Below are 23,392 nucleotides of genomic sequence, written 5' to 3' on the forward strand. Positions count from 1 at the left end.
TTGTCGTGTGGGGGTGGGCGACAGGCGGTCACATCGGCTGCGGCCGGATCAATGCCGATCGGTGGTGTCGGTCGGCCACACCCAGTCGCGGACTTCGGGCATGTCCTCGCCGTGTTCGAGGATCCACGCGTGGTGCCGGGTACGTGCGTCGACCATGGCCTGACGTACGGTCGCGGCGCGCGAACCCAGGCCGGGGACGCGGTCGATCACGTCGATCACGCGTTGGTAGCGGTCCATGTCGTTGAGGACGACCATGTCGAACGGGGTCGTCGTGGTGCCGTATTCCTTGTAGCCGCGCACGTGGAGGTGGTCGTGGTTGTGGCGGCGGTAGGCGAGGCGGTGGATCAGCCACGGGTAGCCGTGGTAGGCGAAGATGACCGGAACGTCCGTGCCGAACAGCGCGTCGTACTCCGTGTCGGGCATGCCGTGCGGGTGTTCGCTCTCGGGGGTCAGCCGCATCAGGTCGACCACGTTGACCACGCGCACCCGCAGCTCGGGCAGGTGTCGGCGGAGCAGGTCGACGGCGGCGAGGGTCTCCAGGGTGGGCACATCGCCGGCGCAGGCCAGGACCACCTGCGGGTCGCCCTCGTCGTCGGAGGCCCATTCCCAGACCCCGGCCCCGCGGGTGCAGTGCAGGACGGCCTCGCCCATGGTGAGCCAGTCGGGGTTGGGCGTCTTGCCGGCGACGATCACGTTGACCAGGCCGCGGCTGCGCAGTACGTGGTCGCTCACCGACAGCAGGGTGTTGGTGTCCGGCGGCAGGTAGACGCGGACGACCTCGGGTCGTTTGTTGATCACGTTGTCGACGAAGCCGGGGTCCTGGTGGGAGAAGCCGTTCTGGTCCTGGCGCCAGACGTGCGAGGTGAGGAGGTAGTTGAGCGAGGCGATGGGTGGGCGCCAGCCGATCTCGCGACAGGCGTGCAGCCATTTGGCGTGCTGGTTGAACATGGACGAGACGATGTGGGTGAAGGCTTCGTAGCAGGAGAAGACGCCGTGCCGCCCGGTCAGGAGATAGCCCTCGAGCATGCCCTGGCAGGTGTGTTCGGAGAGAATCTCCACCACGCGGCCGTCCGGTGCCAGGTGGGTGTCGAGGTCGGTGATCGGTTCCTGCCAGGCCTTGGCGGTCGCGCCGTAGACGGCGCCGAGTCGGTTGGACTCGGTCTCGTCCGGGCCGAACAGGCGGAAGTCGCGCCGGGTCGCCGTGCGGGCGAAGACCTCGCGCAGGTACTCGCCCAGGACCCGGGTCGGCTCCGACGAGGACGCGCCGGGTTCGACCACCTTGACGGCGAAGGCGTTCGGGTCGGGCAGCGGCAGATCCCGCAGTATGGTGCCCCCGTTGGCCTCGGGCACGGCGCCCAGGCGGGTGTCGCCGGCGGGCACGTTGGCGAGCACGATCGGGGTGGGCCGGCCGCCCTCGTCGAAGAGTTCGTCGGGGCGGTAGGAGCGCATCCACGTCTCGAGCAGGGCCAGGTGCTCGGGGTTCTCGCGCACACCGGTCAACGGGACCTGGTGCGAGCGCCACGTGCCCTCGATCGGGACGCCGTCGATGGTGCGAGGGCCGGTCCAACCCTTCGGGGTGCGCAGCACGATCATCGGCCATCGGGGGCGACCGTGCCCGGTGGTCTTGAGCGCGTCGATCTCCTCGAGCGCCTCGTCCAGCGCGGTGGCGAACGCGGCGTGTACGCGGGCGGGTTCGTCGCCCTCGACGTGGATGGGGCGCCATCCGTAGCCGGTCAGCAGCGCGTCCAGTTCCTCGCGTGGCACGCGGGCGAGGAGCGCCGGGTTGGCGATCTTCCAGCCGTTCAGGTGCAGGATCGGCAACACCGCGCCGTCGGTGCGGGGGCTGAGGAACTTGTTGCCGTGCCAGGACGCGGCGAGCGGCCCGGTCTCGGCCTCGCCGTCGCCGATCACGCACGCCACGACCAGATCGGGGTTGTCGAAGGCGGCGCCGAAGGCGTGCGAGAGGCTGTAGCCCAGTTCGCCGCCCTCGTGGATGGAGCCCGGCACGCCGGGGGCGATGTGGCTGGGGACGCCGCCCGGATAGGAGAACTGGCGGAAGAGCGCGACCATGCCGTCCGCGTCCCGGGACACGTTCGGGTAGCGCTCGCTGTAGGTGCCGTCCAGCCACGACGCGGCGAGCGCGGAGGGGCCGCCGTGCCCGGGACCGGTGACGTGCAGGGCGTGCGTGCCGCGTTCGCGGACGACCCGGTTCAGGTGGGCGTAGATCAGGTTCAGGCCGGGGGAGGTGCCCCAGTGCCCGAGCAGGCGCGGCTTGATGTGTTCGGGGCGCAGCGGTTCGGTCAGAAGCGGGTTCCCGCTCAGGTAGATCTGGCCTACCGCGAGGTAGTTCGCGGCCCGCCACCATGCGTCGACCGTGGTCAGGTCCGGACCCTCGGGAATCGCCATCGTCATCGGGCTTCCTCTCGTGCGTCGTCTGAACTCCGCTCGTTCCCACGCTCGCGCCGACCACGCGCGGAGTGAAGGGCCGAACGGCCCTATGGCAGTGGGCCGTCGCGGGCCGCTGCCGGTGAGCCGAAGGCTGAATTCCGGGCTCTGGTCGCGATGCGCATCGGGGCGTATCCATCAGGCACAACGGTGGTCTCGCGAGGAGGGTGATCACCGGGGGAGTAGCCAAGGACGTCGTGGTGGGCGTCGCGAGCGACGGCGATACCGCCGCGATCGACTACGCAGTCGAACAGGCCCGCCGCACCGGCGGGGACGTGCCGGCCGTGAGTGTGTCGGGCACACCGCCCATCGGGTCCGCCCGCGCCGGGGCGTTGGGCGGGGTCGGGAGCATCGAGAAGTCGGCCGACGAACGACGACGCATGCTCGAAGAAACCCTCCGACCCTCTGCCCTTCGATACCGGGCAGGCTCATTGTCGGTTCGACCCGAGGGGTGGTGCCGTTTCCCCGCCGGTTTCGTTCACGGTCGATGCGTCGCCACCGGCCTCGGCCGCCCCGAGTGTCTCCGATACGGGGCGGCGGGGAGTGGGGGTTCCGGGCGGCCCGTACCCCATCCGCAGCACCATCTGGACGTACCCGGGACCGGTCTGCGGATCGCGCAGGTTCGCGCGGGTGTCGGGCCATTCCACGGCCTGGTGGAGGACCGATACACGCAGACCGTGGACCGTTGCCACCAGCCATGCCCGCTCCATGGCCTGGCCTGCGCGCAGCCAGTCCTGCGGACGATCGAAGTGGGTGGTGAGGGTTGCCACCTGGGGTAGCGCCTCGAAGCGCTGCGTCGTGGTGGGAGACGAGGGCGGGTGCCCGGTGAAGGCGCGGACCGGTACCCGGGCGTCGTGGTCCTGGGGGCCCAGGGCCTCGCGGGGGATGCCGTCGGCCGCGGGTTCCTCCAGGCGCAGCCACTCGCGTGTCTCCGCCTGTCGCGCGAGGTCCGCGGCCGTTCGTCGTTCGGCCTCGGCCGTCAGGTTCAGGACACGGCGCGCGTCGGCCTCCTCCAGCACGGCCAGCACCACGCCCTCCGCGGCGGCTGCGGCGATGAGTTCACCGAGGACGCGCTCCGGGACGTCACGGTTGGCGAACGGTAGGCGACTGGAGTGCCGTCGGGCGATCGCCGAGTACAGGTCCGGGCCGTAGGGAAGTGGGGTGTGGGCGCATCGACCCAGGTTGAGCACGGCAGTCGGTGACGGATCGGCATCATCGTCGGGGAGGAGCGTCACCAGCGGTTCCCGACCCAGTTGAGCAGCGGCGACGCGCAGGTTGAACACGGCCGCGCCGACGGAGATGTGCATGGCTCTGCCATCGGGGTCGGTGAGCGGGACCGCTCGCGTGCCGTCCGCGTACACCGCGATTCCGCAGCCGTCGATCGTGGGTCGGAAGAACCACGGTTGGCTGTTGTGAAGCGAGGGTGCCGCACCGGCCGCGGCGGCCAGGTACCGCAGGTCGGCGGGGTTCAGGGATGCCTTGGTCATGTCGATTTCTCCCTACGGCCCATCGATGCGTCCGAACGCGGAAAGGCGCATTCGGCGCACCCTGGTTGTACCCGTCGGGCTCCACCTTCAGGGGCGGAGACGGCGGCGGCCCGGTCACGCGCGGACGCACGGTCGCTCATCCGGGGCCTCCTGCCGTCGAACACGTGGCCCGATCGGGATGACGCCGGATGTCATCAGTCTCGGGCTTCCGACATCGGGACCACAGGGCCGGATGCCCCGAGAGGACCAGGGCCGTGAGTCCCACGTCCGGCTTCACCGGTCGCCGACCGTTCGTCCACGTGCTGCGATCCGGCGGTCGACGCGGGCGGCCGCGAATCCGAGGATTGCCCCGGCGAGAGGGATCAGGAGGCTTCCCGCAGGCAAGGCGTGGGTGCCCAGGAGATCCCGCAGCATCGGTCCGTACACGCCGGCCAGACCCAAGGCGGCGGACGCGAGGACGGTGATCGGCGGAAACGGGTTGGCGCGGGTGAGCAGTCGGGTCCTCAGGCCCGTGACGACGCCGAGTTGGGCGCCGAGCAGGGTCAGGAACAGCACGCTCTGCAAGACATGTCCGGCGTGGTGGCTCCACGCTCCGGCGCCAAGGCTGACGGCAGTCACGCACGGCCCGGCCGCACGACCCGTTGCCACAGGCCGTCGCCGAGGATGCTCTCGTTGACGCCGTCGCCGGCCATCGCCGTGACGTGGCCTCGGGCACGCCACGCCTGGATGATCGCCGGTTTCTGCTCGGGTGTCGTTCTCGCGAACACCCGCACGGCGGTCGGATCCCGCTCGGGATCCGCGCGCAGGTCGGCGCCGGTCAGGGCCGTGGTGTCGCCGTCGCGCAGCATGCCCAGGCGCGTGGCGACCGCTCGTGCGGTGGACGGGTGGTCGCCGGTGATCATCACAGGAGTGATGCGGGCCTCGTGGCATGCGGCGATGGTGGTGCGAGCGGACTCCCGAGGCGGATCGCTGATGCCGATCAGGCCGAGCAGGGACACGCCCTCCTCCGCGTCCTCCACACGGTGGGGCACGGCATCCAGACGCTGTGTGGCGACGTCCAGGACCCGGTAGCCGTCCGCGGCCAGAACCCAGAGCCGACCACGCAGGGTCGGGGCCCGGCGGCACCAGAGTGGCGTCGTTGCACAGCGAGGCCGCGGTGAGCAGGTCGTGCATCCTTGTGGCGCAGTGCCCGGCCACCGGTTGCCCGTCGAGCTTCGCCGAGGCCACCTCGTTCTCCGACCCCTCACGGTCGTTCGCCACCGATCAGTCGGATTCGCCGGCGATCCAAGGACACGCAGGATGTGTGGGACGGCAACCCGGCCGCTCCCCGGGCGATGGGGTGGCGCGGCCGGGCCGATCATGGTGTGCGCGATAGGGGTCGACCGGGTTCGCGTACGACGTGGTCGGACACTCTCCCGTGGGACGTCAGTCGCGCTCGCGCGGCACGACGACGACGGGACAACGGGCGTGGTGCACCAGTCCGTGGCCGACCGAGCCGAGCAACATGCCCTTGAAGCCGCCCAGTCCGCGCGTGCCGACCACTACGCACAGGGCCTGCTCGGACGCCTGGACCAGGGTGTGCACGGGGTGGCCGAGGACGACCTGGCGTCGCACCGGCACGTCGGGGTACTTCTCCGACCAACCCGCGAGCGTTTCCGCGAGACGGATCCGGCCCTCTTCGACCTCCTCCGCGTTTGTCACGGCGCCCACCACCGGGCTCGCGAAGAATGGACGAACCTGGACGGCGAGTACGGTCGCGCCGCGCAGCGAGGCCTCCTCGAACGCGAAGGCGACGGCTCGTTCGGACACGCGCGATCCGTCCACCCCGACGACAACCGTCCCGGGATCGTCTTCGACGTGTTCCCGATCCCGGACGATCACGACCGGACAGGTCGCGTGGGCGGCCACGGGGACGGCAATGCCTCCGGTGGTCATCAACTCCCTGATCGACGACAGCCGGCGCGAACCCAGGACGACCATGGCGGCGTTCGCGGCCTGCTCTCGCATGACCGCGTCGGGCTCTCCATCGACAAGGAGTTCGGTGATGTCGAGCCCTGGATGGGTGCCCAACGCGAGTGTGCGCGCCTCTTCCAGCGTTTGCTGCCCGGAACGCCGAAAGATCCCGCTCCAGGTCTCCCACGGCTTCCTCATGTCCGGGTCGTGCTCGGCGCCGACGGGCCAGTCCAAAGCGTGCACCAGACGCAACCGAAGCCCGCGGCGAGCGGCCTCGCCGGCCGCCCACAGGACGGCGATTCGGGCGGCGTCGGTGTTCTCGACCCCGACGATCACGGGCACCGGTTCTTCGAAGGCGGTCACGACGCACTCCCTTCCGGGCGAGCCGCCTCGATCGCCGGCCCTTTCGCCCGACTCTGCTCCCTGCACACGATGTCGGGCAGGGCCATTCGGCCCGGTCGGTTCGGCGAAGGGCCCTTTGCCGAACGATCGGGGGCTCACCGCGACTGCTGTTGTCGGCGTCGTCTCGGAGTCCGATCTGTTGCACAAGGAGGCCGACCGGGAGGGCACGGCACACCTCCCACTCCGGGCGATCGTCCGCCGTAGCGCGCGCGCCGCGCGAGACAAGGCCCGGGCGGCGACCGCGGGGTCGCTGATGGCTTCTCCTGCCGTCGTCGTGGAACCGAGCGCAGGACACCGCCGGACGCGTCGGAGGCCGCTACGCCGGGGGCCGTTCGGCCCTACCGCGTATGCGCCGGCGGCGCAGACTGAGAGCAGGAAGCTGTCGAACCGGAGGTGAGTCGGATGGTTGCCGCAAAGCACTGGACCGTCGATATCCACCTGAGTGAAAAGAGCGGCCCGGACGATTTCGAAGGCGGCGAATCGGTGCGTACGTTCGCCGAGGCACGGCTGAACACGCGGGACGGTACATCGGTTCGTGGCTGGGGACACGCCCGCAAGAACCCCAAGGACCGGGACGTCCCGGAGATCGGCGACCATCTGGCCGCCGCCCGGGCACTGTCCGATCTGGCACACCGCCTGCTCGACCTGGCCGCACGCGATATCGAAGCGGTCACCGGGTCACCTGCCGCCGTGCACGATTGAGTAATTGCCCGACAACACCGACGCGCGGCCACACGCGTGGCATCCAGGCACCCGATGCCGGCGCCGGTATCCTCCGGAGACCTCTTCACGACAGGGAGCACGAGACGACTCACCTCCCGACCACGATGGAGCCGGCGTGCGTGAATGCCCCCGGGGAGTCGGGGACTCCAGACAGTCGGCGACCGTTTCAGGAGCGGCAGCGCGGGTGACCACATGACGGTATTCCGTGTCCATTCCGTGTCCGCTACGAGGTTGTCCACACTGTGCGCGGCATCATGAAGCCCTCACCCAAGGAGGCCCATGCCGCAGCCCGCCGCCTTTCCCACGGCGATCAGTCGATGCCTGGCAAGCGCGGTGCCCGGGGTGGTGGCGCTGCGAGGATACGAGCCGAAACATCTGCGCGACGACCTGCCGGCCGGTGTCACGGTCGCGGCTTATCTTGTGCCGCAGGTCATGGCCTACGCCACCGTCGCGGGCCTCCCACCTGTCGTCGGCCTCTGGGCCATTCTGCCCGCGATCGTGATGTACGCCCTTCTCGGGTCGTCGCGCTTGTTGTCGGTCGGTCCGGAGTCGACCACCGCGCTGATGACCGCGACGGTGGTGGGCCCCCTGGCCGCAGGCGACGCCGGGCGCTACGCGGTCCTTTCCGCGACCCTCGCCATCCTGGTCGGGGTTCTTGCCCTCGTGGCGTGGCTGGTGCGGTTCGGCTTCGTCGCCGACCTGCTTTCGCGCCCGGTGCTGATCGGTTACCTGGCCGGACTGGCAGTGATCATGATGGTGGATCAGTTGCCCGAACTCACCGGTGTCCCGGTGGAGGGCGACGGGGTCGGTCCGAAGTGGCGTTCGTTCGTGACGAATTTGTCCGATGTGCACTGGGGGACGGTCGTCATGGGCGCGGCGACGCTGGTCTTCCTCTTCGGCGCGGCGCACTTCGCTCCCCGATTCCCGGCCCCGTTGCCGGCTGTCGCGTTGGGCACCGCGCTGGTTGTCGCGTTTCGCCTGACGGAGCACGGGATCGAGGTCGTCGGCGATGTGCCGACCGGGTTTCCCGACGTCTTCGCACCCGGCTTCGGCCAGGCGCGTGACTTGCTGGCGCCTGCGGCCGGGATTTTGCTCGTCGGGTACACCGACGTGATGCTCACCGCGCGCGCATTCGATTCGGCCGGTGGCAAACCCCGCCTGGATCCGAACCAGGAGCTGCTCGCCATGGGCGCGGCGAACGTCGCATCCGGTATGGTGCACGGCTTTCCGGTGAGCAGCAGTGCCAGTCGCACCGCGCTGGCCAAGGCGGCCGGTGCCCGAACACAGGTGTACGCGCTCACCGCCGGGGCGGTGGTCGTCGCCGTGCTGCTGTTCCTCGGTCCTCTACTCACGAACATGCCGACAGCGGCCCTCGGCGCACTGGTCGTCTTCGCCGCCGTGCGGATGATCGACGTGGCGGGATTCCGGCGCCTGATGTCCTTCCGGCGGCGCGAGTTCCTCCTGGCGATGGCTTGTCTGGTCGGCGTCTTGGCGCTGGACATTCTCTACGGCGTCCTGGTGGCGGTGGGCCTGTCGGTCGCCGAGTTGCTGAGCCGCGTGGCACGACCGCACGACGCCGTCCAGGGAATCGTGCCGGGCATGGCGGGCATGCACGACATCGACGACTACTCCGGAGCCCGGACGATTCCCGGGCTGGTGGTGTACCGCTACGACTCGCCGCTGTTCTTCGCGAACGCCGAGGACTTCCGGCGCCGTGCACTGGCCGCCGTGGCTGAGGAGACCCACCCGGTGTCGTGGTTCGTGCTCAACACCGAGGCGATCGTCGAGGTCGACATCACCGCCCTGGACTCCCTGGAGTCCGTGCGCGAGGAACTGGGCAAACGCGGCGTGGTCGTTGCCCTGGCACGGGTGAAACAGGACCTGCGCACGCAGTTGGACGCCTACGGCCTCACCGCATCGATCGGCGCGGACCGTCTGTTCCCCACGCTGCCCACCGCCGTAGACGCCTATGACCGATGGTGCCGCGCACACGACGACGGCCGGAACGGGTAGACCCGAGAGCGGAACGCACGTGCGGACAGGCGAGTTCCGTTCCCGGGAACGAGTAGAGCGGTTCGCCTACGCCGGCCATGAACCGGAGCGCGGACAGGTCGGTTCCCGGCGGCAAATCGCCGGGTTGCCGCCTCGGCGTCGTGCGCATCAGCATCCGAATGGCGGTCGGCGCCGTGTACCAGACGGTCACCTTGTGTTCGGTCTGTTGACCCGGCGTCACACGCGGCGTGAACGGCCGGCGCTCGTCGGACGCAGGGCCCGAGGGTCAACGCTCGCGTCGGCGCGGATCGGTCGTGATGAGCCAGGTCACCATCCGGCTGACGTCCGACGCGGAGACGATTCCGACGAGCCTGTCGCCGTCGACGACCAGGATCCGGTGCTCGGGGCCCGGCTCCAGGCGGAGCAGCAGGTCGGACAGCGGATCGTCCGGAGCGGCGACGGCCACCCGAGACATCGGCAGCATGATCCGGCCCACCGTGACCGAGTCCCGCTCGGTTTCCGGCACGTGTTGTGCGGCACGCAGCGTCAGCAATCCGACCGGGGCCTCGGCGTCGTCGGTCACCGGGAACGCCGAGTGCCGGTACCGGTACCGCGGGCCGTCGAAGAACTCGGCGACCGTGAGCCGCTCGGACACGGTGACAGGCTCCCGCGACATGGCGTTGCGCACCGGGATCCCGGCGAGGGTCTCGCGTAGCTGGGCCTGGCGCCCCTCCATCGTCGAGGCCGCGATGAGGAACCAGCCGATCAGCGCCAGCCACAGTCCCCCGAACGTATCGCCGTATACGGCCAGGAACAGGCCGAGGAAGACCAGGACCCAGCCGAATGTCCGGCCCGCCGCAGTGGCTCCGGTGGTCGCGCGCAGTCGGTTGCCGGTGCGCCACCACAACAGCGCACGCAGCAGTCGGCCGCCGTCGAGCGGGGCGGCGGGGATGGAGTTGAACAGCGCCAGCAGGACGTTGACAACCGCGAGCCAGACCACCGCCTCGACCACCGGATTCGCGCCGGAGACCGTGTTCAGCAGCCATGCGGCGAGGCCGAAGAACACGCCCAGAATGATGCTGACCAGCGGACCGACACCCGCGATCCGCAGCTCGACGGCAGGGGTGGATGCCTCCCCTTTGAGTCGGGACACGCCGCCGAGCAGCCACAGAACGATGTCCTCCACCTCGATCCCGTTCCGCCGGGCCACCACGGCGTGCGCCAACTCGTGGGCCAACAAGGACGCAAGGAACGCCACGGCGGTGATTACGCCGACCGCCCAGTAGACAACCTGTGGGTGGCCGGAGTGGGCATGGGGGAGACGGCTACGCGCGAGCCCGACCGTGATCGCCGTGAAGATGACCAGTACGCTCCAGTGCACCCCGATCCGCACCCCGGCGATCCGCCCCAGTGGGAATGTCGCCCGCACCGTGCTCTCCCTCGTCGTAGGCGGCCCGAAAGCGCCGTGAAGTCCCGGGGCGGTCAGCGCGATGTGGTGGACCGGCAACGGCGCTGCCACCATCCGGCGAGACGGGTCCTCGCGTTGAATGCCGCGAGCAAGGCTCGGTCGGGTCCTGATCCGTTCGGTGGCAGCAAGCCGACCTGGCGGGCGAATGTGGCTCCGTCGTAGGCGATTCGGTTGCGTTGTACCCGCCCGCCGTCGATTTCCATGAAATCCACACCGCGGAGTCCGATCCGTCGCCCATTGGCGACAACCCCCCGGAACGGGCTGCCCGTGAACGTCCCGGTCGCGTGCCACTTGACCGCGGCGCCGTGATCGTCCGCGATCACGTCCTCCACGGTGATCGAGAAATCCGGGACGGCGGCCAAGAGTTCCACGAAGAAGGAGCGTACGGCCGCCGCACCGCGGAACTCGCCGACAGCGATGAAGTCGCCGAAGACGCCGTCGGCCGAGAATTGGGCGAAACCGTCGAGATCTCCGTCGTTCAGGGCTTCGAAGACTGCGCGTGCCACCTCGCCGGGTGCCCGGGGTGCGTCGGAGGTCTTCATGGGTGCTCCCGGTCGAGGTGGATCGCAATCGAGGGGACGACCCCTTGCGACATGACATTCCCAGCATTGCGCGCGGGCCCGGCCCATGCCACACGGGTCACGGCATTGCGGCGGCTTCCCTGTTTCCGGGGGCGCGTGCCGTCGTCGGCGGCCTGTTCCCCGCGCAGGCTGTCGACTATCGAGCAGCGCCCACGCTCACAGGATGGTGGGGGAGGTGAGTGCGACGACGATGACGGGCATTGTCTCGGTGTCGGACAAACGACCGGAGCCGGCCCACGGGACGACACGGACGACGGATGTGGTCATGGGAGCGGTGCGTGTCGTGGAGAAAGCGGCCCCGGTGACATCCCTCGGCACTCATGGTCGTGGTTGCCCGGAGACCACCGGGCTCGAATCCGATCTCGCCGGCCGCCGACCATGAGCGACCCGCGGAGGTCCGATGAGTGACCCAAGCGCACAGATGCCCGATCCGACGCCTGGAAGAGCCCGATCGGGACCATCCGCCGACTCCGCTGAGCCCGACCCCCGCGAGCCGCTCCTGCGATTGCTCCGTGACCTGCGATGCGGCACCGACGGGGTCAGCGAGCGCGAGGCCGCCCGGCGCTTGGTGGCGTACGGCCCGAACAGGATCCGACGTCGGGGAAAGCGCCCCTGGTGGCGCGACCTCGCGGCTCAATTCGTGCATCCTTTGGCGCTGCTGCTGATTGGTGCGGGGCTCTTGGCGTTCGCGGCGGGGACGCCCGCGCTGGCCGGCGCGATCCTTGCCGTGGTCGTTCTCAACGCCGCGTTCGCCTTCGTCCAGGAGCGCCAGGCGGAGCAGGCGGTGGAGGCGCTCGGGCGCCTCCTGTCCGAGCAGGCTCGGGTCGTACGCGACGGAGTGTCTCGCTCCGTGGACGCTGCGTCGATCGTCCCCGGAGATGTCGTGCTGCTCGCCGAAGGCGATCGGGTCTGTGCCGACGCGCGCGTCGTCGAGGGTCTGGTGGACGTGGACATGTCCACGCTCACTGGCGAGTCCGTGCCCGTGGCACGCGGCTCGCAGCACGCCGTGGGCACTCCGCCCCTGCTCGAGGCATCCGATCTCTTGTTCAGCGGAACCGCAGTCGTCGACGGCACGGCGCGCGTGCTCGTGTATGCCACCGGCGACCACACCGAACTTGGTCGTATCGCCGCTCTCAGTCACCGCGTGAAGCGCGAGAGCAGCCCGTTGGAAACGCAGGTCAAGCGAGTCGCCTGGATCATTGCCGCGGTGGCGACAAGTGTGGGCCTGGCCTTTCTGCCGTTGGGTCTGCTGGCGGGACTCTCCCTGAAGGACGCGTTCCTGTTCGCGGTGGGCCTGCTCGTGGCGAACGTGCCGGAAGGGTTGTTGCCGACCATCACCCTGGCGCTCGCGGTCGGCGTGCGGGTGCTCGCGCGTCGGGGTGCGGTGGTGAAGCGCCTGAGCGCGGTCGAGACACTCGGTTCGACATCGGTGATCTGTACCGACAAGACCGGCACCTTGACCGAGAACCGCATGCACGTGTCCCTCGTTCGCGGTGGAGGCGCCCCAGTCGACGTCGTTCCGGGGCCGGGGTTGCCGCAGGAGTACCGGCACCTGCTGCACTCCGTCGCCACCTGCACGACGGCCGCGGTGGCGGACGGGGATCGGCCGGCGATCGGCGATCCGATGGAACTTGCTCTCCTCCAAGCCGCGGCGCATGGCGACACGCCTGTGGACGAAGCCGTCCGGGACCGCGATCGGCTCCGTCTGTTCCCCTTCATTCCCACCCTGCGACTGATGTCCACGGTGACACCCGAGTCCGACACCAGGCGACGACTGGACGTCAAGGGCGCGCCCGAGGCGGTGCTTCCTCGCTGCACCACGATCGTCGACGATGGCGTTGCCCGAGCACTGACGGACGAGGATCGGCGGCGTACCGAGGCAGCGCTGGCGGATTTCGCGGGACGGGGACTGCGTGTCCTGGCGTCCGCGGACCGAGTCTTCGCCGAGGGTACGCCCGCGCCCGAGCATCGGGAGGACGCGGAGCACGACCTGTGCTTCCTCGGGCTGGTCGGGTTGGTCGACCCGGCCCGGCCCGAGGTCCCGGAAGCGGTGCGCAGGTGCCACGACGCGGGCCTGAAGGTGCACGTGGTGACGGGTGATCACCCGGTCACCGCCACAAGCATCGCCCGTGAGGTGGGCATCGGTACGGAGGGCCTTCTTACGGTCACGGGAGAAGAGCTCGAGGCGATGTCCGAGGCGAGATTGGACGAACTCATCGGGAGTGGTGACGAGATCGTCTTCGCCAGGTCGTCACCCGAGGCCAAGCTGCGTATCGCGGACGCGCTGCGAGCGGTGGGACATGTGGTGGCCATGACGGGGGACGGCGTCAACGACGCGCCGGCACTGCATCGTGCGGATATCGGCGTGGCCATGGGACGGGGTGGGACCGACGTCGCGCGTGAGGCGTCGACGATGGTGCTCACCGACGACAACTTCGCCACCATCGTCGCGGCGATCGAAGCCGGTCGCCGTGTCTACGACAACGTTCGCAAGTTCATTCTCTATATCTTCGCCCACCTCACTCCCGAGGTGGTGCCCTTCCTGGTGTTCGCATTGTCCGGCGGGAAGATTCCACTGCCCCTGACCGTCTTGCAGATTCTCGCGATCGACCTGGGCACCGAAACCCTGCCCGCACTTGCCCTGGGGCGAGAACCCGCCGAACCCGGACTGATGAACCGGCCGCCGCGCTCGCGCAAGGAGAGCATCATCCGTGGCGATCTGCTCTTCAGGGCTTGGGTGTTCCTCGGGCTCATCTCCGCCGCGCTGGTCATGACGGCGTTCTTCTACGTGTTGTGGCGGGCCGGCTGGCAGCCCGGCGACCCCACGGGCTCGGGACATCCGCTGCACGACGACTATCTACGGGCCACCAGTGCCACCTTCGCGGGCATCGTCGCCTGCCAGATCGGCACGGCTTTCGCGGCCCGTACCGAACACGCCTCGCTGCGCTCGGTCGGCGTGTGGTCGAATCCACTGCTCCTATGGGGGATCGCCTTCGAGATCGCCTTCACCGCGGCCTTGATCTACCTCCCGCCGTTCCAAACGCTTTTCGGCACATCGGCACTCCCGGTGGACGTTCTGGCGCTCATCGCGTCCTTCCCGTTCATCGTGTGGGGCGCCGACGAGCTGAGGCGCGCCAACCGCCGACGTCGTCACCCCACCGACGGGGGCCGGTCACCGAGGTGAGACACGCCCTGGGCGTCCGTGTGTCGTGCGGTGGGTCAGTGGGGGCTGGTGGCGATGTAGGTGCCGTGCCAGGTGTGTTCCCAGACCTGTCCGGTGGTGGCGTTGACGGACAGCATGCCGGTGATGCTTCCGGCCTGCATCGTGTGCAGGGTGTAGTAGCCCGGGTACGGCTCGGGGTCGCCCGCGGTGTGGGTGTTGCCGTGGTCGCGGAGCCATCGGTCGGCGATCTCCCGGGCCTGGTCGGGAGAGACGCGGGCCTGGTCCTGGCTGCCGAAGTGCATGCCGTAGGCGGTGTTCCACATCATCGCCGGGCCGTATTCGATCTGCACGGCGCCGTCGGACGGGTTGACCAGGACCTCGGTGGCCGGGCGGCCGTCGGCGGCGTGCAGTTCGGCGTAGAAGTTGCGGGAGAACTGCATGACTTCGCCGACGCGCAGACCGAGCCGGTCGGCGAAAACGGTCGCGCGCCCGCGGGCCTGGTCGAGGCTCTGCACGCGGACGCCATCGCCGGGCAGCCACCAGTTGCCCGTCATGCCGGGCCCCATCATGCCGGGCGCCCAGGAGTTCCAGGCGCCGCCCATCATGCCGGGGCCCATCATGCCGCCCCACATGCCCGGTCCCCACCCGTCGGTCGGACCCGGTGCTGTGGGGCCGGCCATGGTGGTGGTGTTGGCCGGTGCACGGTGCGGAGTGTTGCCGTCCGAGCCGCACGCGCCGACCGCCACCGTCGCAGCCAGGGCCAACGCACCGAGAACGGCGGCCTGCGCCCGCTTGCGGACCATGGTCCTCACCTCGGGTCCTCGTGCTCGTCGGCGTCATTGTGCGGGCCGTTACCGCCGCCGTGGGGACGGCCGGGCGTGGTGAACGCGCGGCAGCTGTCTTCTTCCACCTCCTGCCCAGGGATGGGCCTCGCCACTCCGCCCGTGCCCGGCTGCCTGCGAAGCGCCCAACGGACTTCCACTCGTGGCGGGCCCCTGGGCTTCGTCGAATGCTTCGTTCGAGAGCCATACCATCCAGGCGAGTTCGACCACATCTGCGGGGGCGGCAGGTCCTCGTTCGGTGCTGCGGCGAGCCGAGTACGGGTGCGGTGGACCCGAGGGACGCGGTGGACCCGAGGGACAGGGCTGCGTTTGAGGTGCGTGTCCAATGCGCCGACGATGGACTTACGCGTTCAACCTCAGCCGACCGTGCTGCGGGCGCATGCAAGGAATTCAGGGCCGATGGACCCTGACCGGTGGCGCCCGGCGGTGCTGTCCCGGAAATCCACCCCGGTTGGAGATCCCCATGGCGCCCCTTCGGAACCTCCTAGGGCGGTTTCGCCCGGTTACCGCACCCGGCCCGGGGGTGGCGGGTGTCCCGGCCGATCGCTCGCGTGAATTCGCCGACGAACTCGCGACTCCGCTCGGCCTGCTTGCGGCATCCCAGGCCGAGGCACGCACCATCCGCGCGCAGGCCGAGCACAGAGCGGCCGAAATCCGCCGCCGCGGCGAGCGGGATGCCGAGGCGCTCGTGGCACAGGCGCGGAACGACTCCCCGGCGGAGCACGAGCGGAGTGCACGCCGAGTATTCCGTGAGGCGGAAGCGCGCGCGGCCGAGATCAGGGACTCCGGACTGCGGACGGCCCGTGCCGTGTCGCAACGTGCCGAGGCGCGCATGCCGGCATTGGTCGGGCGCGTCCTCGCCGAGGTCGTCGCGGACCTCGACGGCACGAGGCCGACCCTGCCCGGCCCCGCAGCCGAGGGGCGGCCATGACGGCCGGGTGGGCTCCCGGAGCCGTTCGCGCACGCACCATGCTGTCGCGCTGCGTCGGTCCCGACGAGCTGCGCCGGATCGCGGCCTTGTCGGCCTTGGACGAGGCGGTGCAAGGTCTGGGCTCGACCGCGTACGGTCGGCGCGTGGGTGCGGCCGATTCCCTGGCCGAGGCCCAGCGCGCGGTCGCGGACACGCTGTTGTGGCAGCTCCGTGTGCTCGCCGGCTGGCAAACGCGTTCCGGGGCCGATGACGTGCGCCTGCTCGCCTCGGGGTTCGAGATCTCCAACACCGAAGCCCATATCCGATCCATTCGGAACGGCGAGGGTGCCCCGCCCTACCGGCTCGGCGCCCTGGCGATCGCGTGGCCGAGACTGGCCCACACCAGCTCCCTACCGGAGCTGAGGGCGCAGCTGGCCCGTTCGCCGTGGGGCGATCCCGGAGCGGATACCGCAGCGGCCATCGGTGTCGGCATGCGGGTCGCCGCGTCCGTCCGGGTCGCCGAGCAGGTGCCGCTCGCGGCCGTGTGGGCACGAAAGCGGCTCGCCCTGCTGATCTGTCGCGAGAGGTTCCTGCTCGAACGGGAGTTGACCGATCGCACGCGTCGCATCGCGTCCCGTCTCCTCGGCGCTGCCGCCCCGCATGCGCGGTCGTTCGCGGACTACCGGCGCGCGGTGCCGACCGAGACCCGGACGGTCTTCGCCGGGATCGATCGTCCGGCGCAGTTGTGGCGGGCGGAGGCCCGCTGGTGGACGGACGTCGAGTGCGAGGGACGGAGACTGCTCCGAAGGAGGGGCCTCGGCCAGGCAGCCGTGGTGGGCGCGATCGCCCTGATGTCCACCGACGCTTGGCGGACCCGCGCTGCCTTGGCAGTCGCCACGACCGGCGGCGTATCGCCGGAGGTGCTCGATGCCTCGTTTTGATGCCGCAGCGCCGGTGCGCATGCAGCGGGTCGCAGTAGTGGCCCCACGGTCACGACTGCGCGAAACGCTCGTCCGTATTGCCGAGATCGGCCGCATCGAACTCGACCGTGTGGAAGGCGGCCGGGCCCGGCAGGTCCCGGCCGCTTCCCGCCTCGGGCGGCTGCGCCGGCCCCCGGGCATGGTGACCCTGAGCGCGTCACGGCCCGACCTCGATGCCCTTGAGCACGATGGCCGCGCGGACCTGCTGGCGGGGGAGGCGGAACTGGAGGCATTCGCGGATCAGGCGGCCGGCGACGGTGAAGCCGCCGCGCTCACCGGCTGGTGCCCGGCCTCCGACGTCGCGGAGGCCGCAACACGCGTGGCGGAGGTCGGGGCGGCGATCGTTTTGCTGCGCGCGCCGCGTGGGCACGATCCACCGACAATGCTCCGCGACGACGGCGCCCTGCGGCGGTCGTATGCCCCGCTCGTGCGTGCGTACGGGACCGTGCCCTACGCCGACCTCGACCCCACGGTGCCGGCCGGGCTCGCGTACGCCGTGATGTTCGGCATGATGTTCGGCGACCTGGGCCATGGGGCGCTGTTGCTGGTGGCCGCGCTGTGCCTTCGTTCGGGTCGGCCCGCCGCGTTGGCGCGGTCACGCGCACTGTGGCCGTTCGTGGCGGGGGCAGCGGTCGCGTCGATGCTCGCCGGGATCTTGTACGGGGAGTTCTTCGGCCCGACGGGCGTGGTGCCCGCCCTGTGGCTGCGACCCCTGGACGAACCGTTGCGTCTGCTCACAGCCGCGGTCGTGATCGGCGTCGTATTGCTGGCGGTGGCGTATGTCGTTGCGTTCGTCAACCGGCGCCGCGAGCAGGGGCCGGGGTACGCCTGGTATGCGACGTCCGGTGGCGGGGGCGCCGCGCTCTTCGCGGGGTGTGTCCTGCTCGCCGTCGCGCTGGTCAGCGGCGGCGCGGTCCTGCTCGCGGTAGGCGGTGTCCTCGCGGTCGCCGGGCTGGTGTTGAGCGGCGTGGGGCTGTACGCGGGCACTGCCGGGGGGCCCGGCGGCGCGGCGCAGGCCGGCGTCGAACTCGTCGACTCCGTCATGCGGCTCGGATCGAACATCGTCTCGTTCACCAGGCTCGCCGCCTTCGGCCTCACCCATGCGGCCCTCGGCGCGATCATCTGGGATGGGACGACCGCGTCGGCTCGCCGCGGCGGAGCCGCCTGGCTCGCCGCTGTCGCGCTGTTCGCGGTCGGCAACGCGCTGGCCTTCGCCTTGGAGGCGCTGGTCGCCGGCGTGCAGGCCATGCGCCTTGAATACTACGAGCTGTTCTCCCGCGTATTCGTCTCTCAGGGACGGCCGTTCCGGCCCTGGCATCCGCCCGTACAACGTACGGAGGTGGCGGCGTGACTGCCTGGATCATCGTTCTCCCCATCATCGCTGTGGTCTTCTTCGTGGTCAGACTGTTCTTGCGGCGATCACGCGCGGCGTTGTGGTGGGTGATCGCCGCAAATGCGCTGATGCTCACGGGCGCCGGAGTCGTGCTGTCGATCGCCCTTGCCGGGGGAGGTGCCCACGCGGCCGGCACGGCCGCCTCCAACGGAGATTCGGGGTCCTCCTCGGCCGCCCTGATCGGGGCCGCCATCGCAGTCGCAGGCGCGTCGATCGGTGCGTCGATCGCGGTGGCCTACACGGGCGCGGCGGCGCTCGCCGCGCTGAGCGAACGGCCTGAACTCTTCGGCCGGGCCATGGTGATCGTCGGACTGGCGGAGGGCATCGCCATCTACGGCCTCGTGGTCGCGGTCCTCTTGATGGGCAAGGCGTGACATGGGAACCGTGGCGGCGATCGGCGAATACGCGCGCGTGGCCGGGCTGGCTCTGGCGGGTGTCGACGTCCGGATCGCGGAAGACCCTTCGGCCGTGCGCGCCGTGTGGCGTGAGTTGACCCCGGGCGTCGAGCTGGTGGTACTCACCGAGGCCGCCGCGGAGGCCTTGGCGGAGGATCTTGCCGACGACGAGGGCACAGCTCGCCTGGTCGCGGTGATGCCGCGATGAGACTGGGCGACTCCGACGACATGGACACCGCACTGGAACCGGTGCGCGCGGAGCTCCTGCACGCCGCACGCGCCGACGCGGACCGGCTGCTTCGCGAGGCGGAACGCGACGCCGCCGCGACCGTGGACAGCGCAGCGGAAACAGCCCGGGAAATCCTGGCCTCGACACGGAGCCAGGGTGCCGCCGACGGTGGGACGGCCGCTCGTGACCGGCTCACGCGGGCCCGTCAGGAGGCACGCTCTCGGGTTCTCGTTGCCCAGCGAGAGGCGTTGGACCTGCTGAGGACGCGGGTGACCGAACGGGCGCGGGAGCTGCGGGGCACACCGGACTACGCACACCACGTCGACTCGTTGGTCCGCCGCACCCGGACCCGTCTCGGTGACGCGGCCACGGTGGTCGAGGATCCGGACGGCGGCGTGGTCGGCTGGACAGCGGACCGACGGGTCGACTTCAGGCTCGCCACCCTGGCCGAGCGCGCGTTGGCCCGTGTGGGAGCGGAGGTGCGAACGCTGTGGACACCGTGAGCGGCGCCCGCGAGCCCTCCCGGGTCTTGCGTGTCACGGGGCCGTTGGTCGAGATCGGACACGTGCCCGGCATGGCGATGCACGATGTCGTGTCCCTCGGGGAAGCGGCCTTGCTCGCCGAGATCGTGGAGATCCGCGGCGAGGTCGCCACCGCGCAGGCGTACGAGTACACCGGCGGGCTCCGGCCCGGCGACCGGGCGGCGACGCACGGCGGGCCTTTGTCCGCGCCACTCGGCCCGCATCTGCTCGGCGGCGTCTTCGACGGGCTCTTGCGTCCGCTGGGCGATGTCGGAGTGTGGCTGGCCCCCGGCCGAACGGGAGACGGCCGCAACGACCGGTCCTGGGCCTTCTCACCCTCGGTCGCGGACGGCGAGTCCGTGGCGGCAGGCGAGCCGGTGGGCGAAGTCCTCACGGCCGGGTCGGTCGCCGTGCGCGTTCTTGCTCCGCCGGGCACCTCCGGCCCGGTCACCCGGATTGTTCCGCCGGGCAGCTATACGGGGGCCCAGATCGTGGCCGAGGTGGCCGGGACCGCCATCCGGATCGACACGGCGTGGCCCATCCGGCGGCCCCGTCCGATCCAGGAAAGGCGGCGTCTCGGGGAGCCGTTGACCACCGGCCAGCGCGCGATCGACCTCCTCTTCCCGATCGCTCGGGGCGGTACCGTCGCGGTGCCGGGCGGGTTCGGGACCGGCAAGACGATGCTGCTCCAGCAGATCGCCAAGTGGTGCGATGCCGACGTGATCGTCTACGTCGGCTGCGGTGAGCGCGGCAACGAGATGTCCGAAGTCATCGCGGAGCTGGCCACCTTGGAGGATCCGCGCACCGGAGGGCACCTCGCCGACCGGACGGTCGTGATCGCCAACACGTCGAACATGCCGATGATGGCCCGGGAAGCGAGCGTGCATGCGGGCGCCGCGGTGGCCGAGTACTTCCGCGACATGGGACTGGACACCGTCGTCATCGCCGACTCCACCTCGCGGTGGGCCGAGGCGCTGCGAGAGTTCGCGTCACGCAGCGGCGAGCTGCCCGCCGAAGAGGGCTACCCGGCGAACCTCGCGTCGGCGATCGCCGGATTCTACGAACGGGCGGGGGCCGTGACCACGCTGGGCGGCACGGCGGGTTCGGTGACCGTGATCGGTGCCGTGTCACCACCCGGGGGCGACTTCACCGAGCCGGTGACCGCGCATACGGAGCGTTTCGTCCGGTGCCTGTGGACCCTCGACCGCGACCTGGCCTACGCGCGGCACTACCCGGCGTTGTCCTGGGCCGGTTCGTTCTCGCGCGACGCCGGCCTCCAGGGCATCGGCGATGCCCAATGGTCCTGGCGTCGCGCGGACGTCGCCTCCGTGCTGAGCGAAGCGGACCGGCTCGCCGATCTCGTGGACCTGATCGGCATCACCGCGTTGCCGCCGCGGGAACGCATCGGCGTTCTTGCGGGCCGCCTGGTCCGGGAAGGCGTTTTGCAGCAGAACGCGCTCTCGGCCAACGACGCCTACTGCGACGCGGGCAAGACGGCCGCGCTGGTCGACGCCGTGTTGGCGGTCGTCGCCGTCTGCCGTGAACTCGTCGAAGCGGAGGTCTCGCCATCGGCCGTCGAGGAGATCGACTTCAGCCCCTTGGTACGTGCCCGCGAGGAAGTGCCGAACGGCGACACCGCCGGAATCGACGCCCGGCGGGACACCGTCCTCGGCCGCCTCACCGCCTTGGCGGGATCCCCGGGGCACGCTCCCTCCGGGCCGGACGAGCCCGGCGAAGGGGGGCCGCCGTGATCCGTTGGGGCGAAGTCGAGTACACCGCGGTGCGCGAAGTGCACGGGCCGCTGATGCTGGTCGAGGGCGTGTCCGGCGTCGGCTGGGATGAATACGTGCGCATCACCCTGGGCGGCGGCGAGCAGCGCCACGGCCTGGTTCTGGACATCGATCGTGGTCTTGCGGTCGTGCAGCTGCTGGAGGGCTCGTCGGGCATGGACCCCACCAACGTGCGGGTGGCCTTCTCCGGCAGCCCCCTGCGGGTGCCTGTCGGCCCCGAGTGGCTCGGCCGCGTCTGCAACGGGCGCGGCGAGCCCGTGGATGGCGGCCCTCCTGTTCTCGCCGACACGACGGCCGCGGTCAACGGCGTACCGATCAACCCGCAGTGGCGGGAGCCACCGGCCGAGCCGGTTCGCACCGGGGTCGGCGCGGTCGACGGCCTGACCACGCTCGTACGTGGCCAGAAGCTGCCGATCTTCTCGGTGGCCGGGCTCCCGCACCTCGAACTCGCCGTGCAGATCGCCGCTCAGGCCTCCACCGGGGGCGAGAGTTTCAACGTGGTCTTCGCCGGCATGGGGCTGACCCGCGTCGACGCGGACTTCGTCCGGGACGCGCTGGACGCCCGGTCCGCGGCAAGCGAGCTGGTCCTGCTGCTCAATACCGCCGACGACCCGGTCATCGAGCGCCTCCTGACCCCGAGGGTGGCGCTCACGATCGCGGAGGATCTGGCGTTCACCCATGGCCGGCACGTCCTCGTGGTGATGACGGACATGACCGCGTATGCCGAGGCCCTGCGCGAAGTGTCCTCCGCCCGCGGGGAGACACCGGCCCGCCGCGCGTATCCCGGCTACCTCTACAGCGACCTTGCCTCGCTGTACGAACGCTGCGGCCGTATCCGGGGACTGCCCGGTTCGGTGACCGTGCTGCCGGTGCTGACCATGCCTGCGGGGGACATCACCCACCCCGTGCCTGACCTCACCGGGTATATCACCGAGGGACAGATCGTGCTGTCGCGGGAAACGCACGCTCTCGGCGTGTACCCGCCGTTCGATGCCCTGGCGTCGCTGTCGCGTCTGATGCGCAAGGGCGTCGGGGCGGACCGGACCAGGCTCGACCACCTCGATGTGGCGGCGCAGCTCCTCGCCGCGCTGGCCCACGCCCGGCAGGTTCGGGAACTCGTCGACCTCATCGGGGAGTCGGCGCTCAGCCCGATGGACCGGCGCTACCTCACCCTGGACGACGCGTTCCGACGCCGGTTCGTCGACCAGGGACGCGACGAGCTGCGTTCGTTCGACCAGACCCTGGACCTCGCGTGGGCGGTACTGAGCGTACTGCCGCGCAGCGAACTCGCCATGCTCCCTCCGTCGCTGTTGGACACCTTTCTCGTGCCGAAGGCTGGTTCCGACCCCACCGGGGAGTCCGCATGACCGCCGTCCACGGGAGCCCGTCCGGCCGCGCGGTACGGCTGCGGCTGCGGCGCAGCCTGACCGTCGCCGAACGCGGAGCGAACCTGCTCGAACGCAAGCTGACCATCCTTCTCGGAACGCGGGACCGCCTGAGCGTGGCCGAGCGTCACACCGGGGAATCGTGGCGGGCCAAGCTCTCCGAAGCCGAGACGTGGCTCCTGCGCGGCCGCGTGTTGGGCGGCGAACGTATGGCGGAGACGGCCTGGTCCGAGATCGGGACGGCGGAAATCACCGTTGCATGGGTCACCCTGATGGGTGTCCGCTACCCCGCGCATACGGCCTGCGCGATTCCGCTCCGGGCCGAGACAGGCTTCTCCCCGGGGAACACCGCGCTGGTGAATGCGGAGCAGAGCTATCGCGAAGCGTTGCAGGCCGCCGCCGATCACGCGGCGGCGCTCTTGGCCGCGCGCCGGGTGGAGAACGAGATCCGGCGTGCGCGGCGACGAGTCCGCGCCCTCCGACGGCACTGGATCCCACGGCTGGACGATGCCCTCAAGGCGTGCGAACTCGGATTGGAACAGCAGGAACTGGACGAGGCCGCCCGCCGGCGCAAGGCTTTCGGATGAGTGTTTCGTCCCAAGGTCTCGCGCGCACGCCCGCATCCGACCGCATGACGACCACGGCCTTCCGTCCCTTCCTGCCGGGTCCAATGGCCCTGTCCGGATTCGCCGCGCCGCCGCACGGTCGAAGTAGCCGCCGGCTCATCACCGGG

General features: G+C 70.4%; 20 protein-coding genes. 12 read left to right on the forward strand and 8 right to left on the reverse strand.

What is annotated here, in order from left to right:
- Positions 1-48: 48 nt before the first annotated feature.
- From OG928_RS45780 to OG928_RS45800, 5 genes are all read right to left on the reverse strand, one after another.
- Entirely contained in the window at positions 49-2,412 is a 2,364-nt protein-coding gene (locus tag OG928_RS45780) for a phosphoketolase family protein (protein ID WP_331767943.1), read from the reverse strand.
- Positions 2,413-2,873: 461 nt separating this feature from the next.
- On the reverse strand, positions 2,874-3,932 hold the full coding sequence (locus OG928_RS45785) for an Acg family FMN-binding oxidoreductase (protein WP_331767944.1): 1,059 nt from the start codon (positions 3,930-3,932) through the stop codon (positions 2,874-2,876).
- Between the two features lie 273 nt (positions 3,933-4,205).
- On the reverse strand, positions 4,206-4,496 hold the full coding sequence (locus OG928_RS45790; protein ID WP_331767945.1) for a cation transporting ATPase C-terminal domain-containing protein: 291 nt from the start codon (positions 4,494-4,496) through the stop codon (positions 4,206-4,208).
- Between the two features lie 50 nt (positions 4,497-4,546).
- Positions 4,547-4,963, reverse strand: coding sequence for an HAD family hydrolase (locus tag OG928_RS45795; protein ID WP_331767946.1), 417 nt, complete (start codon positions 4,961-4,963; stop codon positions 4,547-4,549).
- 394 nt (positions 4,964-5,357) lie between these two features.
- The gene (locus tag OG928_RS45800) at positions 5,358-6,248 is read right to left on the reverse strand and encodes a universal stress protein (RefSeq protein WP_331767947.1); all 891 of its coding nucleotides are present in this window, start codon (positions 6,246-6,248) and stop codon (positions 5,358-5,360) included.
- 441 nt (positions 6,249-6,689) lie between these two features.
- Here OG928_RS45800 and OG928_RS45805 point away from each other — a divergent pair, with 441 nt between their 5' ends.
- Together OG928_RS45805 and OG928_RS45810 are read left to right on the forward strand one after the other, a co-directional pair.
- A complete protein-coding gene (locus OG928_RS45805) occupies positions 6,690-6,989 on the forward strand; it encodes a DUF1876 domain-containing protein (RefSeq protein WP_331767948.1) in 300 nt (99 codons plus the stop codon).
- 300 nt (positions 6,990-7,289) lie between these two features.
- Entirely contained in the window at positions 7,290-9,023 is a 1,734-nt protein-coding gene (locus OG928_RS45810; protein ID WP_331767949.1) for a sulfate permease, read from the forward strand.
- A gap of 265 nt (positions 9,024-9,288) precedes the next feature.
- Here OG928_RS45810 and OG928_RS45815 read toward each other — a convergent pair whose 3' ends face one another.
- Together OG928_RS45815 and OG928_RS45820 are read right to left on the reverse strand one after the other, a co-directional pair.
- Positions 9,289-10,431 carry a site-2 protease family protein gene (locus OG928_RS45815; protein ID WP_331767950.1) on the reverse strand — a complete coding sequence of 381 codons (1,143 nt, stop codon included), beginning with the start codon at positions 10,429-10,431 and terminating at the stop codon, positions 9,289-9,291.
- 53 nt (positions 10,432-10,484) lie between these two features.
- The gene (locus tag OG928_RS45820; protein WP_406291959.1) at positions 10,485-11,099 is read right to left on the reverse strand and encodes an ester cyclase; all 615 of its coding nucleotides are present in this window, start codon (positions 11,097-11,099) and stop codon (positions 10,485-10,487) included.
- A gap of 373 nt (positions 11,100-11,472) precedes the next feature.
- Here OG928_RS45820 and OG928_RS45825 point away from each other — a divergent pair, with 373 nt between their 5' ends.
- Complete coding sequence (locus tag OG928_RS45825; protein ID WP_331768340.1) at positions 11,473-14,235, forward strand: cation-transporting P-type ATPase; 2,763 nt, start codon at positions 11,473-11,475, stop codon at positions 14,233-14,235.
- Positions 14,236-14,270: 35 nt separating this feature from the next.
- Here OG928_RS45825 and OG928_RS45830 read toward each other — a convergent pair whose 3' ends face one another.
- Positions 14,271-15,017, reverse strand: coding sequence for a hypothetical protein (locus OG928_RS45830; RefSeq protein ID WP_331767952.1), 747 nt, complete (start codon positions 15,015-15,017; stop codon positions 14,271-14,273).
- A gap of 502 nt (positions 15,018-15,519) precedes the next feature.
- On the opposite strand from OG928_RS45830, the gene OG928_RS45835 reads away from it, so the two are divergent.
- Genes OG928_RS45835 through OG928_RS45875 form a run of 9 tightly spaced genes read left to right on the forward strand, consistent with a single transcriptional unit; the run spans position 15,520 to position 23,246 of the window.
- Positions 15,520-15,987 carry a hypothetical protein gene (locus tag OG928_RS45835; RefSeq protein ID WP_331767953.1) on the forward strand — a complete coding sequence of 156 codons (468 nt, stop codon included), beginning with the start codon at positions 15,520-15,522 and terminating at the stop codon, positions 15,985-15,987.
- On the forward strand, positions 15,984-16,907 hold the full coding sequence (locus OG928_RS45840) for a hypothetical protein (RefSeq protein ID WP_331767954.1): 924 nt from the start codon (positions 15,984-15,986) through the stop codon (positions 16,905-16,907). Before OG928_RS45835 ends, OG928_RS45840 begins: the two co-directional genes overlap by 4 nt.
- Positions 16,894-18,297 carry a V-type ATPase 116kDa subunit family protein gene (locus OG928_RS45845; RefSeq protein ID WP_331767955.1) on the forward strand — a complete coding sequence of 468 codons (1,404 nt, stop codon included), beginning with the start codon at positions 16,894-16,896 and terminating at the stop codon, positions 18,295-18,297. Before OG928_RS45840 ends, OG928_RS45845 begins: the two co-directional genes overlap by 14 nt.
- Positions 18,294-18,713: an ATP synthase subunit C gene (locus OG928_RS45850; RefSeq protein ID WP_331767956.1), complete on the forward strand. Its 420-nt coding sequence runs from the start codon at positions 18,294-18,296 to the stop codon at positions 18,711-18,713. The genes OG928_RS45845 and OG928_RS45850 overlap by 4 nt, the downstream gene beginning before the upstream one ends.
- Before the next feature lies 1 nt (position 18,714).
- Positions 18,715-18,942, forward strand: a complete 228-nt coding sequence (locus tag OG928_RS45855) for a V-type ATP synthase subunit F (protein ID WP_331767957.1) — start codon at positions 18,715-18,717, stop codon at positions 18,940-18,942.
- On the forward strand, positions 18,939-19,466 hold the full coding sequence (locus OG928_RS45860; RefSeq protein ID WP_331767958.1) for a V-type ATP synthase subunit E: 528 nt from the start codon (positions 18,939-18,941) through the stop codon (positions 19,464-19,466). The genes OG928_RS45855 and OG928_RS45860 overlap by 4 nt, the downstream gene beginning before the upstream one ends.
- Entirely contained in the window at positions 19,454-21,235 is a 1,782-nt protein-coding gene (locus tag OG928_RS45865; RefSeq protein ID WP_331767959.1) for a V-type ATP synthase subunit A, read from the forward strand. Before OG928_RS45860 ends, OG928_RS45865 begins: the two co-directional genes overlap by 13 nt.
- On the forward strand, positions 21,232-22,641 hold the full coding sequence (locus OG928_RS45870; protein WP_331767960.1) for a V-type ATP synthase subunit B: 1,410 nt from the start codon (positions 21,232-21,234) through the stop codon (positions 22,639-22,641). Before OG928_RS45865 ends, OG928_RS45870 begins: the two co-directional genes overlap by 4 nt.
- Positions 22,638-23,246 carry a V-type ATP synthase subunit D gene (locus OG928_RS45875; RefSeq protein WP_331767961.1) on the forward strand — a complete coding sequence of 203 codons (609 nt, stop codon included), beginning with the start codon at positions 22,638-22,640 and terminating at the stop codon, positions 23,244-23,246. The genes OG928_RS45870 and OG928_RS45875 overlap by 4 nt, the downstream gene beginning before the upstream one ends.
- Positions 23,247-23,392: the final 146 nt, after the last annotated feature.

It is taken from the genome of Embleya sp. NBC_00896 (genome assembly GCF_045207785.1).
GTDB lineage: Bacteria > Actinomycetota > Actinomycetes > Streptomycetales > Streptomycetaceae > Embleya.

What these genes read in the sequence shown, in the direction of transcription:
- OG928_RS45780 (WP_331767943.1), bottom strand. Translation starts at nt 2,412, where the DNA reads ATGACGATGGCGATTCCCGAGGGTCCGGACCTGACCACGGTCGACGCA.
- OG928_RS45785 (WP_331767944.1), bottom strand. Translation starts at nt 3,932, where the DNA reads ATGACCAAGGCATCCCTGAACCCCGCCGACCTGCGGTACCTGGCCGCC.
- OG928_RS45805 (WP_331767948.1), top strand. Translation starts at nt 6,690, where the DNA reads ATGGTTGCCGCAAAGCACTGGACCGTCGATATCCACCTGAGTGAAAAG.
- OG928_RS45810 (WP_331767949.1), top strand. Translation starts at nt 7,290, where the DNA reads ATGCCGCAGCCCGCCGCCTTTCCCACGGCGATCAGTCGATGCCTGGCA.
- OG928_RS45820 (WP_406291959.1), bottom strand. Translation starts at nt 11,099, where the DNA reads ATGGGCCGGGCCCGCGCGCAATGCTGGGAATGTCATGTCGCAAGGGGT.
- OG928_RS45825 (WP_331768340.1), top strand. Translation starts at nt 11,473, where the DNA reads ATGCCCGATCCGACGCCTGGAAGAGCCCGATCGGGACCATCCGCCGAC.
- OG928_RS45830 (WP_331767952.1), bottom strand. Translation starts at nt 15,017, where the DNA reads ATGGTCCGCAAGCGGGCGCAGGCCGCCGTTCTCGGTGCGTTGGCCCTG.
- OG928_RS45835 (WP_331767953.1), top strand. Translation starts at nt 15,520, where the DNA reads ATGGCGCCCCTTCGGAACCTCCTAGGGCGGTTTCGCCCGGTTACCGCA.
- OG928_RS45840 (WP_331767954.1), top strand. Translation starts at nt 15,984, where the DNA reads ATGACGGCCGGGTGGGCTCCCGGAGCCGTTCGCGCACGCACCATGCTG.
- OG928_RS45845 (WP_331767955.1), top strand. Translation starts at nt 16,894, where the DNA reads ATGCCTCGTTTTGATGCCGCAGCGCCGGTGCGCATGCAGCGGGTCGCA.
- OG928_RS45855 (WP_331767957.1), top strand. Translation starts at nt 18,715, where the DNA reads ATGGGAACCGTGGCGGCGATCGGCGAATACGCGCGCGTGGCCGGGCTG.
- OG928_RS45860 (WP_331767958.1), top strand. Translation starts at nt 18,939, where the DNA reads ATGAGACTGGGCGACTCCGACGACATGGACACCGCACTGGAACCGGTG.
- OG928_RS45875 (WP_331767961.1), top strand. Translation starts at nt 22,638, where the DNA reads ATGACCGCCGTCCACGGGAGCCCGTCCGGCCGCGCGGTACGGCTGCGG.